The sequence below is a fragment of the Aeromonas sp. FDAARGOS 1408 genome (genome assembly GCF_019048665.1).
Lineage (GTDB): Bacteria > Pseudomonadota > Gammaproteobacteria > Enterobacterales > Aeromonadaceae > Aeromonas > Aeromonas dhakensis.
Map to the genome: position 1 here is coordinate 773,865 of NZ_CP077394.1, position 13,568 is coordinate 787,432.

Consider the following 13,568-nt stretch of genomic DNA (forward strand, 5'->3'; position numbering starts at 1 on the left):
CAGTCAGGAGCTGACTGGCTTTTTATTGGCGCTTATCGGGGATCAGTCGATGAGACTGGCCCACAGGTCGTACTCGTCCGCTTCGTCGATGCGGACCTTGACCATGTCGCCGGGCTTGAGGCCGGTTTCACCATTCAGGTAGACCAGGCCGTCGATCTCGGGGGCATCGGCGGCGGAGCGGCCGGTGGCTCCCTCTTCGTCCACCTCGTCGATCAGCACCAGCATCTCTTTGCCCACCTTGCGGGCCAGCTTGCGGATGGAGACCTGCTGTTGCAGCTCCATGAAGCGCTGGAAGCGCTCTTCCTGCACCTCGGCCGGTATCGGATCCGGCAGCTCGTTGGCCTTGGCGCCCTCGACCGGGCTGTATTTGAAGCAGCCGACCCGATCCAGCTCTGCCTTGTCGATGAAGTCCAGCAGCATCTGGAACTCTTCTTCGGTCTCGCCGGGGAAGCCGACGATGAAGGTGGAGCGCAGGGTGATCTCGGGGCAGATCTCGCGCCACTTCTGGATGCGTTCCAGGGTGCGCTCGACGGTGCCGGGGCGCTTCATCAGTTTCAGGATGCGCGGGCTGGCGTGCTGCAGCGGGATGTCCAGGTAGGGCAGTACCTTGCCGTCTCGCATCAGCGGGATGACGTCATCCACGTGCGGGTACGGGTAGACATAGTGCAGGCGCACCCACATGCCGAGCTTGGCCAGCTCTTCGCACAGGGCCACCATGCTGGTCTTGACCGGCATGCCGTCGTAGAAGCCGGTGCGGTGCTTGACGTCGACGCCGTAGGCGGAGGTGTCCTGGGAGATCACCAGGATCTCCTTCACGCCGGCCTCTTTCAGGCGCTTGGCCTCGGCCAGTACCTCGCCGATGGGGCGGCTCACCAGGTCCCCGCGCATGGAGGGGATGATGCAGAAGGTGCAGCGGTGGTTGCAGCCTTCGGAAATCTTCAGATAGGCGTAGTGACGGGGGGTCAGCTTGACGCCCTGGGCCGGCACCAGGCTGGTGAAGGGGTTGTGGGTCGGCTTTTCCACGTATTTGTGGACGTGGCCCAACACCTCTTCATAGGCGTGGGGACCGGTGATCTCGAGCACCTTGGGGTGGATCTCGCGGATCTGGTTCTCTTTGGCGCCAAGGCAGCCGGTGACGATCACCTTGCCGTTTTCGGCCAGGGCCTCGCCGATGGCTTCCAGAGACTCCTGCACCGCGCTGTCGATGAAGCCGCAGGTGTTGACCACCACCAGCTCCGCATCGTCATAGCTGGGCACCACGTCGTACCCTTCGGTACGCAGCTGGGTCAGGATGCGCTCGGAATCGACCAGGTTTTTGGGGCAACCTAAAGAAACAAAGCCTACTTTCGGTGCTTGTTTTGTGTTAGTCATTAGGGGAGAGCTCACATTGCATCATGTCTATAAGGCGCGGGATTTTACAGGAATGGTACAAAACCACAAAGGCCAAAATTTATACAGTTATATTCGTTGGAGTTCAGAGAAGCAGGGACAGGGCACCAGCCATGCCCGACAGGCATCACAAGCCCGTCAGTTCGCATTAGAACACGGTTTAAACTTCATTGAAGTCTTAGATAGTGGTGTCAGTGCATACCGTGGCGCAAATGCGTCACAGGGCGCTTTAGGTTCATTCATTGCAGCCGTTGAGGATGGCGCTATCCCTTCGGATTCGTGGTTGTACGTTGAGAACCTCGATAGAATATCCCGCCAAGCTATCACAAACTCTCAAGAATTATTTTTAAAATTGTTGCGTCTTGGCTTAACCATTGTCACAGGAATTGATGGCCGGATCTACACCACCGAAACTGTAAACACGAATCCAACGGATTTGATGTTATCTATCCTCCTGTTTAGTCGGGCACACGAAGAATCCAAGACTAAATCAGACCGCACAAATAAGAACGTTTTGACACTAATAGACCGTCACAATGCGGGGTTACCAGTCAACATTAAAGCCGCTGGTAAGCATCCATTTTGGATTGATGATAGTGGCTCACAATACGAAACAGTTAGGCTACATGCCATCTACGCGCCAGCAGCTAAGAAATCAATAGAACTGTTCCTACAAGGTTGGGGCTCGTACCGTGTTTGTAGCTATCTAAATGACCACTACGAATGCCCACCAGCACTAAAATATAAAAACAAGCATGGCACCATTAGGGCCGAAGGCTGGAGTATTACCGCACTTAGAAAGATGCGAGACAACCCCGCATTGTTTGGTCAGCGTGTCATAACCATTCAAAACAAAACGTATACATTACACAACTATTATCCCCCTTTAATATCTGAGTCAGATTTCATAAAACTAAAAAGTATTAAAGAAAACAATAAGATAACGTGCAATAAACGGTATAACACAATATCCTTATTATCCGGCTTGAATATCTTACGGTGTGCCAAATGCCGTGGCCCTATGAGTTTCTTTACTCACCGAAATAAAATTCGCTATGTATGTGAGACAGGCAAATCACAGAAAGGTTGTGTGCCGTGGAGCATGGACGGCACGATTGCAGAAAGGTTGCTGGTGTTCCCATTGCTAAAATCGTTCATCGATTTAAAACTAAAGGGAATGTCTAACGTTGACCAATACCAACATAAAATTACAGAATTAAATGAAGCATTATCAAACATTAACAATCAAATTTCAAATTATGAAAAAGTCATTGGTGCAGGAATCAACCTTGATTCTACTATTGCATCCTTGCGCGCCCTTCAATCCCAGAGAGAAACAGTTACGCTTGAATTGAATAAAGTAAATGAAATCGCCGCCCTGAAAAACAGTAGAGAACAGACGGTCGAACAAATTGTCGATTTTTTATTTGATAATCTAACAGAACAAATTATCAATGATATTAAGCACCCGAAGCGCCAAGAATTGCGCGAGACGATTAGAAATCTATTTTCCAATGTCTATTTAGACAAACGGAACGACAAGACTTACATGATAGCCTTTGAATCACAGGATGATAGTTTCGTGGTTTATAGTGGAGATACGACCTTGCCGCCATCAAATGAGGCACAACCGAAATTTACCTATACGCTTGACCTGACAGAACAAGAAGACCATAAGGAAATAGAAATTGTCCGCGACAGTATAGATCCGGCAACATTATATAAACTTGGTGATTTAACATTTAAAATCAATGAGTTAGAGGAAAGGCTGTGGTTAAAAATGCAACCGGTATTGTCACGTTTCACACCAGTTTTAAATAAAGAACTGAAAGCACGAAAGTAAAAAATATATTAAAAATAACAGTTGCAACTATTGAAAATTTTATGAAAATATGTTAATATGTATAATAGTTACATAGATAGTTTTACAACATTCTTGTAATTTACTGGGGTTCCTTTGGTGCCCCATTTTATTATTTAATCCATACCTATAAGAGGTTCGATGGCCAATGCTAAACACGAGCTCACAAAGCTAAAAATTATTTTGAAATCTCACGGCTTGCGCTGCACACAACCCCAACTTAAACTCCTTCAGATTTTGATTGATGACGGCCCCATTGTCTCACGCCGTGACATTCATGAAAGAATGGGCAACATTAATCACCCTAATTTAACTGCACTTCTCGACCGCTTTGAATCTCACCTTCTAATTAAGAAAACGTGGCGTCACGGATCCCCTGAATACCATTATTTACCAGAATAATTTTGCTGGCATACATGTTTATAAGGATGCTCCAGTTTTGTGGCGTCCCATTCGACATTTTATTTTTATTACTCATTACCATTTTTGAATTTAACAAGAGGATTTCCACATGGACAAAAAATTAGAATCAATGCTAACTAAAATTAAAGAGAAATATAAGTTTAACCAATCAGAACAAGACGAATATGTGACCCGTAATCTTGATGGGTATGAATCTCTGCCTATCCATACACATGCGGTACAAAATACTCATGCCTTTCTTGTTCTGCAAGAGATGCAGGAACTAATTCTCAAAGGCTACCGCTTCGTGGGGACTGCACCGCATTCCTGTTATTTTGGTGTAGCGAACAATCAAGTAACTCTGATGTTGCCGGATAATGTGATTCAAGAGAATATGGAGCAAAAGCGCCAAGAATTGATTAGTGAGTTTGAACAGCAACGCCTTGCAGCCATTGATAAAGAAGTGCAGATCTTGATGGCAAGCGCAGCAGAGGAAGCAGAAGCCAAAGCAGCAGCAGCATTGAAAAAGGAACAAGATGAGATGGCAAACAGACTCAAATCTTTCTTGCTCTCTTGATAAATATCTTGTTTTTGGCAGCCAGATATTATATTGTTCATGGTTGCCAATTATTTTAATTTAAATTAGGGGTAAACGATGCGAATTACAATTGAACTCGGTCGCCAAGCTGATACAACTTTACAGGAGTGTATGAGTCAGACTGGTAAGAGTGCGCAGAGCTTTCTAAGAAAACTTATAACCAACGTGCCAGCCCATGAACTGGTGCAGATATTGTCCAGATTCGAGGGCCACTATGACAACAAAGAAAAACAAGAATAAAAAATGTAAACATTGTAAAAAATTTTTTAGTCCTCAGCGTTCAACTGCAAAATTTTGTAGTGACTCTTGCCGTCAAACCTTCAATCGTGGCGGTCAGTCCCGCATAGTCCGCGCAACTTCTCCAGATGCAAAAATAAACAAATTACTAAATACTGGGTTTATGTTATTTGTACTCTCTCAATGCGAACGGGCACAGACGGTACAGATTCTCGATGGCGTTGATTTTGTTAACCTTTATGATCTCTATGCATGTAAACAACGCCTCCAGTTTAACATGGAGAATGAATTAAAATTAGATATATCTCATTACATTCCTGTTGTTGGTGCTGGTGGACAAATGGGGACACTTCACCCTAATAATCTTGGGATTTGGCCTGCTACGTTAAATCGAAGTTTTAAAAATGGCATCCTTCCTTTTGGTGTCTCTATTCCACTTGAAACGTTAAAACCAGAATTATCCTGCAAAGATAAATCAGAAGCATTTAAGAAACTAAAGATACACTACCAATCTGAATTGCTAAATCTGGTTGAACAAAGAAAACCCTCTGAGACAATGAGATATAAGCAAATCAAGTGGGTGATGAAGCGGGACACTACCTTTACAGAAAGCTATCTAGCCAAACTTTCCCAGAGTGATTTTAAATTACTTTTGGATAGTATGGGTTACGTTTCTACATCCTATAAGGGAGATGGCTCTGTAAGCCTTCTGAGTGTGTTACAGCGTGAGATTGACAGACAGTCACGTTTGTTCCCTGAAGCTAGTCTGCACGAGACCATAGAAATATTATCTTGGTTATCCGATGCGGTAAGTTGGGGGACAAGTATACCTAACATTTACTGTAGCGATTTTACAAGGGCCAAAACATTATTAGAGGCGTGTTATCGTGCCGCTATTCTACATGCACATAAGGAGCTTGCACTGATGACAATCTCTTTGTGTAATGTCCTTGAAAGGTATAGTGATAATCCCGTACCCAATGTCCCATCGAAATTACAAGGTTATGTAAACACTTTGCCTGTTGCAAAGTTGAATAGCTGGAGAACCAGCGTTCATGAAAGTTTCATTTCCCCAGATTTTGAACTGGAAGAATATCCCTTCTAATAGGCTACTCATTAGAATTTTGGTTGTTTGTGTGATAAGGTAAGCGCGAAAAACATGGGCACTTACCTTATCAAAGTATACGCTAAGAGAGGTGAAATCGGTCTGTAAGCCTTGATATGACTGGGTTTGCGTGTTTTCATAATGATCTGCTAAAGATTATAATTTAGGAGTAAATACTGAAATGAAAAGAGTTGAACAACTTGAATATATATTACAACAGATGTCCACAAGTGATGTGAAGAAAGAGCACAAGGATAATATATTCTTAATATGTAAAGATATTAACAATAAAACAAATGAGGCTAATATTATAATTGATGACTTGTTAGCACTGGTTATACCCAGTAATTCTTTTGAAATCATAGATAAACTTGATGCACTTAAAAAGTTGATGAATTAATTAATGGTTAAATACTAATCATCAGTTTTTTAAATTGCCTAACAAAACCCCCTCTTCAATCCGGAGGGGGGCATGAAATAAAAATTGTTTTCAATATCGGCATGGGCCACCAGCCCGCATAAATACTGGCTTGCGCCATGTATGGTTGTGAATTTTTATCGTTATAAATAATAGTAAAATCAGACGGTTACATTGCATTTATTGACAGTGAGAAAACAAAAAGGGCCACCATAACGGCAGCCCTCTGAATATTCATAAATTTTTAAGTCACTGTTTTAAATAGTTTTGTTCCAGTGACGTTTAACGGTAGCAATCCCAACATTCAACGCCTTAGCTGTTTCGCTCTGGCTTAGTCCCTCGTCTTTACACTTCTGCACCTGCTCTGTTGTCTCTGTTGCCTCTGGTCTCCCCAGCTTCTTACCTTCCGCCTTGGCCCTTACTAATCCCTCGACTGTTCTTTCTCTAATCCTATTCCTTTCAAATTCTGCAAAAGCGCCCATCAATTGCAGCATTAGCTTGCCTTCTGGGCTTGACAAGTTACTGACTGGAAGATCCAAACAAACCAACTTGACACCCTTCTCACACAACATACTGACAGTGTTCTGTACGTCTATGTTATCCCTGCCCAATCTATCCAGCTTCAACACAACCACCGTGTCCCCAGCTTCCAGCTTGTTCAGAACGAGATTAGAGAACATAGGGCGCTCCATTGCACTAACGCTGCCCGATACCACCTCAGACAACCAACGGCTATCTTGAACCTCATAACCAGCATTGCGTATCGCCAACAGTTGGTTCTCGCTTGTCTGCTCTACTGTACTGACACGACCATACCCAAACACTCTTCCCATAATATCCCTCAACCTTGGTATCAACTAATCTGGTATCATTATGTAATGGTATCATCAATTGTTCAAGCTATTTTGTTGATACCAGATAGACAGGTACTTTGCTAGTATCATTTAACATTCGTTTTTTGATACCTATAAAATGGTGCTATAGGCACGGAGGTTTTACCTCCACGATATTTCAAAATCACTTGAACAAATTATTTGGGGTATACGGTGCCTGTTAATTAGCAATGCCTAATATAAAGGTGGGGTTGCACTTGAGGGGTCAAGTCGAGACATTGAGCCGTCAGGCGGGGGTGGCTTTTGGATTGTAATCTTTTAATGCTTAGGGCAACCCAAGGAGACGAATCCTACTTTGGGGGCCTGTTTTGTGTTGGACATCGCTCAATCACTCTTAGGTGGCTCTAGTTTTAGGGCGCGGATTTTACCGGAATGGCTAACCAAAAACTATACAGCCGGCACGTCGGAAGCGAACAATCTCTTTGCCCGGGCCACAATGGGCCGTCAAAGGAGAAAACCATGGTGGCAACAGGCCTTGCCGGCCGGCCAGCGGGGTTGTGATCTCTGTTGCTGACGCTTGAGTCAATTTGGCAGGAGAGTAAAAACAGGGGTCACTATACTCCCTGCAGGAATAGCAGAAGGACGTGCGGGATGGAGAGTTCATTTGGCGAAAAAGTGCAGAACGTGCACGCCACGCTCAGGCAGCGGTTTGACAAGTTGAGCCGGGTTGCGGTCGCCATCTATGACCAGCAGACGGACAAGCTCAAGACCTTTGCCCACAGCACGGAGGGGGGCTCGCCGCTGTTGCAGTACGAGGTGAAGCTGAGCGAGGTGCCCTCCCTGCGCTATCTGGCCGAGCGCCAGCAACCCAGGGTGCTCGATACCCTGGGCTCGCTGCAGGGGTCCCCCGCCGAGCACAGCCGCAAGCTGCTGGCGGCCGGTTATGAGTCGAGTTACACCGAGCCGCTGCTGTTCAACAGCCGGCTGTTCGGTTTTCTGTTTTGCGATGCCAGGGAGCCCGGCTATTTCGATGCGGCCATTCGCGGTGAGCTGGCGGCCTATGCCCAGATCCTGGCAGCCATCATCGCCGTTGAGTTTTTCTCCATCCAGACCCTGAACGGGGCGCTGACCACGGCGCGGGAGTTCAGCCGCTACCGGGACGAGGAGACCGCCAACCATCTGCACCGCATGTCGGGCTATTCGCGGCTCATCGCCCGCGAGGTGGCAGCCCATTACCCCCTCAATGACGAGGAGGTGGAGTTTATTCATCTCTTCTCCGAGCTGCACGACATCGGCAAGATTGCGGTGCCGGACGCCATCCTGCTCAAACCGGGCAAGCTGACCCCGGAGGAGTACGCAGTGATGAAGATCCACCCGCTCAAGGGACGGGAGATGATCGCCCTGATGATCAAGGAGTTTGGGCTGGACGGCATCCATCACACCGACATGCTCAAGAACATCATTGCCTACCATCATGAGCGTTTCGACGGCCAGGGCTACCCGGAGGGGCTGGCAGGGCAGGCGATCCCGCTGGAGGCCCGCATCGTCACGGTGGCGGATGTGTTCGACGCGCTCACCAGCGAGCGTCCCTACAAGCAGGCCTGGCCGTTCGAAACGGCCTTTGCCTACCTCGAAACCCATGCTGGCAGCCAGTTCGACCCTGTCTGCGTCGCGGCTGCGCTGCGCAGCAAGGAGGCGTTTCGCGCCATCCATCAGCAGTATCGGGATCCGGCCATAACCTGACCTCTCGTTCACGCTCTCGGTGCTAGGGTTGGCTTGCTTACCGGGGTGAATGCCTGGGGGCGGGCTCTGCAATTTGATAGAGATGCTCAGAGCAAGTGCTTGCGCAGCCACAAGGCCGGTCGCTAGTGCCCTGGCGCTCTGCCGCTAGCCGGGTTTGGCGCCACCAGAGCAGGGCGCTCATGGCCAGGATCAATGGGAAGGCGGCCAGCATGCTCAGCAGCAGGTGTGACATGGTTTGTCCCCCTGTTGATGATTGCAGCCGCACTGCTCCGCCTGGTGACAACCACTTTCCCTACCGATCTGTTTCCCCTTGCGGCCGTTGCAGGATGGCTGGATCCCCTTGATAAGACTCCCGGCCTTGCTGGCCTTGCGGCGTGACGGACTGCCCTGGCTGGCGTCGGTCAGCGGCTGAAGGTGGACACCAGACAGATCAAGGTGCGCCGAGCGGTACTGCCATACCGATATCCCGGCATCGAGCAGTCGGCCCAGCATGTGCTCACCGATGTTTCGCACCAGCACCTGAGTGACGGCATGGGCCTGTAGCGTCGCCAGCAGGGCCTGTTTGCCACGGCAACCCTCGCCGTTGGCCGGGTTGGACATGGTCGCGAGCACCTCGCCGGCTGGACTGACAATCTGCAGTTGCTCAGCCCGGCTGACGTGGGCGGATGGCCGGCCCCGGCTCAACAGGATGGCATGGTTGCCTGGCACGGCTGCTGCTGTATTCACGTTCTGGTTCATTGCGCGGTTTCTCCACCGGGTTGCGGGACGTCGGGTTGCATCAACAGGGCCTTACCTAAGCTCAGGCACTCCACCACCTTGTAGCGGGCGCGCTTGAGGGTATTGGCCAAGGTCTGGCGAGAAACGCCCATGAGTCGGGCGGCCTCCTGTTGCTGCATGCCCTCCAGATCCACCAGGCGCAGCGCCTCAAACTCATCGGCGGCGAGGGCCACCTGCTCCAGTTCATGCATGGGGACCCCATTGGGCTTGAAGCAACTGTTGGCGGGGCGACCACAGATACGGCGGGCTATTTTTGGTCTCGGCATAACGCCTCCTAATTTGCATATGCCACATATACGCCGCATAAATGGCATATGCAAATTAAAGAAAAATGTAATTGAAAGGCATGATCTTGTTGAGAGGGAGGTTGCGGCTTCACGAGCAGAGCTGGCGGCAACTTGATCATTTCAATGATTCTTGTATAGTTGAAATAAAGGCGCATCCAACGAGAGACAAACATGAACAAAGAGACGGCCACCAAGGTCTTTGAATCGCTGGCATCCGGGATCCGGCTCGATGTGTGGCGGCTGCTGGTCAAGGCGGGACTGGATGGGCGGGTCGCGGGCGAGCTGGCCGGCGAGCTCGACATCGCCCCCAACACTCTGTCGTTTCATCTCAAGGCGATGCTCAATGCCGGCCTCTTGTCGGTGGAGCAGGAGGGGCGCTTCCTGCGCTACCGCGCCAATATCCCCTTGATGCTGGACCTTATCGGCTATCTCACCGAGGAGTGTTGCGCCGGCCATCCGGAGGCGTGCGGCATGATGCGCGCCGAGTCCACTTGCTCATCCCATGTGCTGCCTGCGCAGCCCTGCTGCCACAAGGAGTAATGCCATGTCAGTCATTCAGATTTTCGACCCCGCCCTCTGCTGTGCCAGCGGCGTCTGCGGCACCGAGGTCGATCAGGCGCTGGTCACCTTTGCCGCCGATCTGGCCTGGGCCAGGGAGCAGGGCGTTGCCATCGAGCGTTTCAATCTGGCCCAGCAGCCGCTGCAGTTTGCCGAAACACCTGCGGTCAGCGCCTTTCTCACCCACGCCGGGGAGGAGGGGTTGCCGCTGGTGCTGGTGGAGGGTCAGGTGGTGCTGACCGGCCGTTATCCGAGCCGCGGCGAGCTGGCCCGCTATGCCGGGCTGCCCGCGCCGCAGGCCACCATCAAGGGCATAGTGAAAGCGGCCTGCCGTCCTGGCAGCGGTTGCTGCTAAGACATTGATATTCCAAACCATGTCGTAACGGGAGAGGCTATGTATCACTTTCTGACCAATCCGCCGCCGTTTATCTTCTTCACCGGCAAGGGCGGGGTGGGCAAGACCTCGCTGGCCTGCGCCAGTGCGGTGGCCCTCTGTGACGCCGGCAAGCGGGTGCTGCTGGTGAGCACGGATCCCGCCTCCAACGTGGGGCAGGTGTTTGCCACCGACATCGGTAATCGCATTACCGCCATCGCCGCTGTGCCCGGTTTGTCGGCGCTGGAGATAGATCCCCCGGCGGCGGCCAAGGCCTATCGGGAGCGGATTGTCGGGCCGGTGCGCGGCAAGCTGCCCGAGCGCGTGGTGCGCAGCATAGAGGAGCAGCTCTCCGGCGCCTGCACCACCGAGATCGCCGCCTTTGACGAGTTTACCGCCCTGCTCACCGACCCGGCGCTGCGCTCGGAGTACGACCATATCCTCTTCGACACCGCCCCCACCGGCCACACCATCCGCCTGCTGCAACTGCCGGGGGCCTGGAGCGAATTTCTGGCGCAGGGCAAGGGGGATGCCTCCTGCCTCGGCCCGCTGGCGGGGCTGGAGAAACAGCGCAGCCAGTATGCCGAGGCCGTCGCGGCGCTGGCCGACGGCGTGCGCACCCGGCTGGTGCTGGTGGCGCGCGCCCAGCACTCCACCCTGCGGGAAGTGGCCCGCACCCACGAGGAGCTGGCGGCCATCGGCCTGGCAAACCAGCAGCTGGTGATCAATGGCCTCTTCCCCGCAGACGCTATCGCCGGTGACACGCTGGCGCAGGCCATCTGGCGGCGTGAGCAGCAGGCCCTTGCCGACATGCCGCAGGGAATAAAGGGGCTGGCTCGGGATCAGGTGCCGCTGCTGGCCACCAACCTGGTGGGGCTCGACAGTTTGCGCCAGCTGCTGCAACCACAGGATGCTGGTGAGCAGGCACCACTGGCAACGTCAGCCCATCTGCCAGTCCAGCCCGAGTTGAGTTCGCTGGTTGACGAGCTGGCCGCCGACGGTCACGGCCTTATCATGCTGATGGGCAAGGGCGGGGTGGGTAAAACCACCCTGGCGGCCGCCGTGGCGGTGGAGCTGGCAAGCCGCGGCCTGCCGGTGCACCTCACCACCTCGGATCCGGCCGCGCACCTCGGCGAGACGCTGGCAGGCAACCTGCCCCATCTCGAGGTGAGCCGCATCGACCCCCGCGCCGAGACCGAGCGCTACCGCGCCCAGGTGCTGGCCAGCAAGGGGGATGCACTGGACGAGCAGGGGAGAGCGCTGCTGGAGGAGGACTTGCGCTCCCCCTGTACCGAGGAGATCGCCGTGTTTCAGGCCTTCTCGCGCATCATCCGCGAGGCGGGCAAGCGCTTCGTGGTGATGGATACCGCCCCCACCGGCCACACCCTGCTGCTGCTCGATGCCACCGGCGCCTACCACAGGGAGATCGCCCGTCAGATGGGAAGCAAGGGGCTGCACTTCACCACCCCCATGATGCAGCTGCAGGACCCCAAGCAGACCAAGGTGCTGATCGTCACCCTGCCCGAGCCCACCCCGGTGCAGGAGGCAGCCAATCTGCAGGCCGATCTGCGCCGTGCCGGCATCGAGCCCTGGGCCTGGCTCATCAACCACAGTCTGCAGCAAGCCGCGGTCAGCTCGCCGCTGCTGCAACTGCGGGCCGAGCGCCAGTTGCCCCATGTCGAGGCGGTCGAGCGGCAGCATGCCAGCCGCTACGCCGTGGTGCCGCTGCTTGCCGAGGAGCCGGTGGGGGCGGATGCCCTGCGCCGCCTCTGCCAGCACCACTGAACAGTCAGCATCACTGAACAAGGGCCCCGGCCGCGTGGTCGGGGCGGATGGATATTTGTCGTTAACGAAAGAGATGCGGGATGACCGCATCGGGAGCCCTCATGTCTGCAACCTGTGATGCCAAGAGCCAACCGGCGATTGGCTTTTTTGAACGTTACCTCACCGCCTGGGTGGCCCTCTGCATTCTGGTGGGGATTGGGCTAGGGCAGGGCCTGCCGGAACTCTTCAAGGCCATCGGCGCCATGGAGGTGGCCAGGGTCAACCTGCCGGTGGGACTGCTTATCTGGGTGATGATCATCCCCATGCTGCTCAAGATCGACTTCGGTGCCCTGCATCAGGTGAAGGGGCACCTCAAGGGGATTGGGGTCACCCTCTTCATCAACTGGCTGGTCAAGCCCTTCTCCATGGCCTTCCTCGGCTGGCTCTTCATCCGGGTGCTGTTTGCCGACTGGCTGCCGGCGGATCAGCTCGACAGCTATGTGGCGGGGCTGATCCTGCTGGCGGCCGCCCCCTGCACCGCCATGGTGTTTGTCTGGAGTCGCCTCACCAACGGCGATCCCTACTTCACCCTGTCGCAGGTGGCGGTGAACGATCTCATCATGGTGTTTGCCTTCGCTCCGCTGGTGGCGCTGCTGCTCGGGGTCTCCAGCATAGTGGTGCCCTGGGATACCCTGCTCACCTCTGTGGTGCTCTATATCGTCATCCCCGTCATCATCGCCCAACTGCTGCGCAAGGCCTTGTTGCAAAAGGGGCAGGCCCATTTTGACAGCGTCATGACCCGCATCCAGCCCTGGTCGGTGGCGGCCCTGTTGCTCACCCTGGTGCTGCTGTTCGCCTTTCAGGGCAACGCCATCATTGAGCAGCCGCTGGTCATCGCCCTGTTGGCGGTGCCGATCCTGATCCAGGTGCTGTTCAACTCAGGATTGGCCTACTGGCTCAACCGCAAGGTGGGGGAGAAGCACTCGGTGGCCTGTCCCTCCGCCCTCATCGGTGCCTCCAACTTCTTCGAGCTGGCGGTGGCCGCTGCTATCAGCCTGTTCGGCTTTCACTCCGGCGCGGCGCTCGCCACCGTGGTCGGGGTGCTGATCGAGGTGCCGGTCATGCTGCTGGTGGTGCGCATCGTCAACGCCAGCAAACCCTGGTACGAAGCGGGGCTAAGCCGTTAACAGATGGCCGCTAACCCTTTTTATCCAATGTTTTTA

The 13,568-nt window shown here is 53.1% G+C and carries 14 protein-coding genes; 10 read left to right on the forward strand and 4 right to left on the reverse strand.

Features of this window, described 5'->3' with window-relative positions:
* Positions 1 to 42: 42 nt before the first annotated feature.
* Complete coding sequence (gene rimO / locus I6L38_RS03760; protein ID WP_216989166.1) at positions 43 to 1,371, reverse strand: 30S ribosomal protein S12 methylthiotransferase RimO; 1,329 nt, start codon at positions 1,369 to 1,371, stop codon at positions 43 to 45.
* A gap of 16 nt (positions 1,372 to 1,387) precedes the next feature.
* Between rimO and I6L38_RS03765 the strand changes: the two genes are divergently transcribed.
* The 5 genes from I6L38_RS03765 to I6L38_RS03785 all read left to right on the forward strand — a co-directional run bounded on the left by I6L38_RS03765 (position 1,388) and on the right by I6L38_RS03785 (position 5,992).
* A complete protein-coding gene (locus tag I6L38_RS03765; RefSeq protein WP_216989167.1) occupies positions 1,388 to 3,232 on the forward strand; it encodes a recombinase family protein in 1,845 nt (614 codons plus the stop codon).
* A gap of 159 nt (positions 3,233 to 3,391) precedes the next feature.
* Positions 3,392 to 3,652 carry a hypothetical protein gene (locus tag I6L38_RS03770; protein WP_216989168.1) on the forward strand — a complete coding sequence of 87 codons (261 nt, stop codon included), beginning with the start codon at positions 3,392 to 3,394 and terminating at the stop codon, positions 3,650 to 3,652.
* Positions 3,653 to 3,761: 109 nt separating this feature from the next.
* Complete coding sequence (locus I6L38_RS03775; protein ID WP_216989169.1) at positions 3,762 to 4,229, forward strand: hypothetical protein; 468 nt, start codon at positions 3,762 to 3,764, stop codon at positions 4,227 to 4,229.
* A gap of 235 nt (positions 4,230 to 4,464) precedes the next feature.
* A complete protein-coding gene (locus I6L38_RS03780) occupies positions 4,465 to 5,592 on the forward strand; it encodes a hypothetical protein (RefSeq protein ID WP_216989170.1) in 1,128 nt (375 codons plus the stop codon).
* Positions 5,593 to 5,773: 181 nt separating this feature from the next.
* Positions 5,774 to 5,992, forward strand: coding sequence for a hypothetical protein (locus tag I6L38_RS03785; protein WP_118854097.1), 219 nt, complete (start codon positions 5,774 to 5,776; stop codon positions 5,990 to 5,992).
* Positions 5,993 to 6,267: 275 nt separating this feature from the next.
* Here the strand turns inward: I6L38_RS03785 and I6L38_RS03790 are convergent, their stop codons facing one another.
* The gene (locus tag I6L38_RS03790) at positions 6,268 to 6,843 is read right to left on the reverse strand and encodes a recombinase family protein (RefSeq protein ID WP_216989171.1); all 576 of its coding nucleotides are present in this window, start codon (positions 6,841 to 6,843) and stop codon (positions 6,268 to 6,270) included.
* Positions 6,844 to 7,494: 651 nt separating this feature from the next.
* Here I6L38_RS03790 and I6L38_RS03795 point away from each other — a divergent pair.
* Positions 7,495 to 8,586: an HD-GYP domain-containing protein gene (locus I6L38_RS03795; RefSeq protein WP_216989172.1), complete on the forward strand. Its 1,092-nt coding sequence runs from the start codon at positions 7,495 to 7,497 to the stop codon at positions 8,584 to 8,586.
* Positions 8,587 to 8,799: 213 nt separating this feature from the next.
* Here the strand turns inward: I6L38_RS03795 and I6L38_RS03800 are convergent, their stop codons facing one another.
* Entirely contained in the window at positions 8,800 to 9,324 is a 525-nt protein-coding gene (locus I6L38_RS03800; protein WP_117405209.1) for a NifB/NifX family molybdenum-iron cluster-binding protein, read from the reverse strand.
* On the reverse strand, positions 9,321 to 9,629 hold the full coding sequence (locus I6L38_RS03805) for a DUF134 domain-containing protein (protein ID WP_026139307.1): 309 nt from the start codon (positions 9,627 to 9,629) through the stop codon (positions 9,321 to 9,323). Before I6L38_RS03805 ends, I6L38_RS03800 begins: the two co-directional genes overlap by 4 nt.
* Before the next feature lie 192 nt (positions 9,630 to 9,821).
* Here I6L38_RS03805 and I6L38_RS03810 point away from each other — a divergent pair, with 192 nt between their 5' ends.
* From I6L38_RS03810 to arsB, 4 genes are all read left to right on the forward strand, one after another.
* A complete protein-coding gene (locus tag I6L38_RS03810) occupies positions 9,822 to 10,190 on the forward strand; it encodes a helix-turn-helix transcriptional regulator (protein WP_017788574.1) in 369 nt (122 codons plus the stop codon).
* A gap of 4 nt (positions 10,191 to 10,194) precedes the next feature.
* Entirely contained in the window at positions 10,195 to 10,563 is a 369-nt protein-coding gene (arsD, locus tag I6L38_RS03815) for an arsenite efflux transporter metallochaperone ArsD (RefSeq protein ID WP_005298749.1), read from the forward strand.
* A 39-nt stretch (positions 10,564 to 10,602) separates the two neighbouring features.
* Entirely contained in the window at positions 10,603 to 12,366 is a 1,764-nt protein-coding gene (gene arsA / locus I6L38_RS03820; protein WP_216989173.1) for an arsenical pump-driving ATPase, read from the forward strand.
* Positions 12,367 to 12,467: 101 nt separating this feature from the next.
* A complete protein-coding gene (arsB, locus tag I6L38_RS03825; protein WP_216989174.1) occupies positions 12,468 to 13,532 on the forward strand; it encodes an ACR3 family arsenite efflux transporter in 1,065 nt (354 codons plus the stop codon).
* Positions 13,533 to 13,568 lie beyond the last annotated feature (36 nt).

Excerpts from the sequence above, each read along its gene's own strand:
- rimO (WP_216989166.1), bottom strand. The coding sequence starts at position 1,371 with ATGACTAACACAAAACAAGCACCGAAAGTAGGCTTTGTTTCTTTAGGT.
- I6L38_RS03770 (WP_216989168.1), top strand. The coding sequence starts at position 3,392 with ATGGCCAATGCTAAACACGAGCTCACAAAGCTAAAAATTATTTTGAAA.
- I6L38_RS03775 (WP_216989169.1), top strand. The coding sequence starts at position 3,762 with ATGGACAAAAAATTAGAATCAATGCTAACTAAAATTAAAGAGAAATAT.
- I6L38_RS03780 (WP_216989170.1), top strand. The coding sequence starts at position 4,465 with ATGACAACAAAGAAAAACAAGAATAAAAAATGTAAACATTGTAAAAAA.
- I6L38_RS03785 (WP_118854097.1), top strand. The coding sequence starts at position 5,774 with ATGAAAAGAGTTGAACAACTTGAATATATATTACAACAGATGTCCACA.
- I6L38_RS03790 (WP_216989171.1), bottom strand. The coding sequence starts at position 6,843 with ATGGGAAGAGTGTTTGGGTATGGTCGTGTCAGTACAGTAGAGCAGACA.
- I6L38_RS03795 (WP_216989172.1), top strand. The coding sequence starts at position 7,495 with ATGGAGAGTTCATTTGGCGAAAAAGTGCAGAACGTGCACGCCACGCTC.
- I6L38_RS03800 (WP_117405209.1), bottom strand. The coding sequence starts at position 9,324 with ATGAACCAGAACGTGAATACAGCAGCAGCCGTGCCAGGCAACCATGCC.
- I6L38_RS03805 (WP_026139307.1), bottom strand. The coding sequence starts at position 9,629 with ATGCCGAGACCAAAAATAGCCCGCCGTATCTGTGGTCGCCCCGCCAAC.
- I6L38_RS03810 (WP_017788574.1), top strand. The coding sequence starts at position 9,822 with ATGAACAAAGAGACGGCCACCAAGGTCTTTGAATCGCTGGCATCCGGG.
- arsD (WP_005298749.1), top strand. The coding sequence starts at position 10,195 with ATGTCAGTCATTCAGATTTTCGACCCCGCCCTCTGCTGTGCCAGCGGC.
- arsA (WP_216989173.1), top strand. The coding sequence starts at position 10,603 with ATGTATCACTTTCTGACCAATCCGCCGCCGTTTATCTTCTTCACCGGC.
- arsB (WP_216989174.1), top strand. The coding sequence starts at position 12,468 with ATGTCTGCAACCTGTGATGCCAAGAGCCAACCGGCGATTGGCTTTTTT.